This window comes from Rubrivirga sp. (assembly GCF_049648075.1).
Taxonomy (GTDB): Bacteria; Bacteroidota; Rhodothermia; order Rhodothermales; family Rubricoccaceae; genus Rubrivirga.
The window spans coordinates 1-2,442 of the sequence record NZ_JBARYR010000414.1 but is presented as its reverse complement, the minus strand read 5'-3'; the positions used below and the strand labels follow the sequence as shown (position 1 = coordinate 2,442).

General features: G+C 68.6%; 3 protein-coding genes. All 3 read right to left on the bottom strand.

Annotated features, from left to right (window positions below; genetic code table 11):
* The coding region (locus WBA11_RS11850; protein ID WP_424520891.1) for a FliI/YscN family ATPase at positions 1–902 on the bottom strand (902 nt) is incomplete at its 3' end.
* Positions 899–1,663 carry a hypothetical protein gene (locus WBA11_RS11845; protein WP_424520890.1) on the bottom strand — a complete coding sequence of 255 codons (765 nt, stop codon included), beginning with the start codon at positions 1,661–1,663 and terminating at the stop codon, positions 899–901. The genes WBA11_RS11845 and WBA11_RS11850, both read right to left, overlap by 4 nt.
* A 1-nt stretch (position 1,664) precedes the next feature.
* Positions 1,665–2,442 (bottom strand): FliG C-terminal domain-containing protein (locus WBA11_RS11840; RefSeq protein WP_424520889.1); only part of this gene is annotated, 778 nt, incomplete at its 5' end.

Here is a 2,442-nt window from a genome sequence, read left to right as displayed (position 1 = left end):
GTGATGGTGCCCGTCGGGCCCGGGCCGGCACGTTCGAGCAAGCGCGGCAGGAGCGCGAACACGCTCGGCGTGTAGCCGCGCGTCGTCGGCGGCTCTCCGGCCGCGAGCCCGATCTCACGCTGGGCCTGGGCCACGCGCGTGACGGAGTCCATCATGAGCAAGACGTCCAGGCCCTCGTCGCGGAAGTGCTCCGCAACCGCCGTCGCCACCAGCGCGCCCTTGACCCTGGCCAGGGCGGCTTGGTCGCCCGTGACCGCGATCACAACGGACCGCTCAAGGCTGTCTCCCAACGTGTCGATGACGAACTCACGGACCTCTCGGCCTCGCTCCCCGATCAGGGCGATCACGTTGACGTCGGCCGTGGAGTTTTTCGCGATGGTCCCCAAGAGCGTGCTCTTGCCCACACCCGACCCAGCGAAGATGCCAACGCGCTGGCCCTTGGCCATCGTCAGCATCCCGTCAATGGCGCGGACGCCCGTCTCGAGCGGCTCATCGATCAACTGCCGATCGAGCGGCGGCGGCGGCTCGGCACGAACCGGCCTCGAGGACGAGGTAACGAGCGGGCCTTTCCCATCGATGGGTCGGCCGGAGGCGTCGATCACACGGCCCAACAGGGCCTTTCCAACCGGGACGGTGTGCGGCCGGGGCGAGCGTTCGATCAGGCTGCCCGCTCGTAGGCCGGTGGACTCCCCCAGCGGCATCAACAACGCAGCGGATCCACGGACGCCGATGACCTCGGCGGGGAGCGGTGCGCCGCCCGACGGCCGGATCGTACACAACTCCCCGATAGCTGCCTCGAGGCCGGTCGCCTCGATGACGAGTCCCGTAGCGGATCGCACCTTTCCGAACCGGATGGGAGCCGGCGGCTTGCGCTGGATTTCCTTGATGCAGTGACCGATCATGAGGAGTTGGTGGTCAGGCCCAGACGGTCGCGGAGCGACTCGAACATTTCGGCGCGGACACGGTGGACGGCGCCCTCCGATGTCGAAACGCGCCAGTCGCCCTCGTTGAGCGCTGCGTTTGTGTCCCAGTGCAAGTCGGTATGGGCGGCCGAGAGCGCGTCGGTCAGGCCAGACTCGCGCAGGTGGAGATGGTCGACGGGGTGCGTCGAGATGTCGATGGCCGGACCGGAGGACAAGGTGTCGACGGCCTGGGCGAGCACCGACGACGACGCGGCTCGCTGCGCGTCCGTAAGCGGCGCGTCGAGGACGCCCTCAGCCACGTCGATGGCGAGTGCGGCGAGATCGGCCTCGAGGGCGCGGACCGCGTCGGCCCACAACGCGCTCAGCCGCTCGACGGCGCCCGTGACGATCTCCTGATGCTGTCGGTCGGCGTCCTCGGCTTGGGCGACCTTGCCCGTCAGGCGCTCGACCTCGGCCTCGAGGTTGGAAATCTCGAGAGCCACCTCCGACCGTCCGGCCTCGAGGCCGTCGTGGTAGGTAAGCGGCGTCGGAGGCGGCGTAGCGAGTGAGGCCGGCGACGACGTGGACTCGAGCGCCGAGTCGGTCTGGAACAGCGGCACGAACTCGTCCTCGAGGACGCCACGCTCGAACAGCGGCGCGAATGGCTCTCGGCTCAGGGGTGGCACGTCCTCGACGGCGCTGAAGTGAAACGGCTCGGGCTCAAGGCCGCGCAGGACGGACGTGCGGGCGGTGGTGGACATCTTAGGTTTCGGATGCCGTGGACGACGCGATCGTGATGGCCTCCTCGTCGGCGAGCCGCAGCACGATTGCAATCACATAGCGGTGGGCCTCCTCGATAACGTCCGCAGGCTGCGTCCCGATCATCTCAATCTCTTCCAACAACGCCGACCCGACTCGATCACTGACGCAGCGGAGCGCCCTATCGGAGAAGTCGGCCGTGGCGCCGTGGAGGGCCTTCGCGAGCATGCCCTGGTCGCACTCCGAGAGCACGCGGGCGAGGTCGCGGTCGTCCAAGCGGTGTAAGTCCTCGAAGACGAACAGAAGCTCTCGGATCTGACCGGCGAGCTCCGGCGTGCGGTCGCGGATGTCATCCAGGATGGCGTCTCCAACCGCGCGGCCGGACTGCGTAATGATGTCGGCGGCGCGGCGGACTCCGCCGTCTCTGCCTCCTGCTCCCGGCGCGAACCGGCGACGGAGCGCTTCGTCGAGGTCGCGGAGCGCCGAAGCGGGCGTCTCCTCGAGCGAGGACAAGCGGCGGATGACGTCGCCCCGGACGTCGACCGGTAGACGTCCGAGCGTACCGGCAGCCGTTTTCGCGGGCAAGCGAGACAGCACGACGGCTATCGTCTGGGGATGCTCGCGCTCTAGGAAGCCGGCGAGATCCTCAGGAGTCTTGGTCGCCGCGATGTCGAACCCGGTCCCTTCGGTCGCCGCAAGCATGCGCGGCTCGATAATCGACGCCCGGTCTTGATCGAGTTGGCCGATCACCGCGCGGGCCGCCTCCAGTCCACCTGACGCG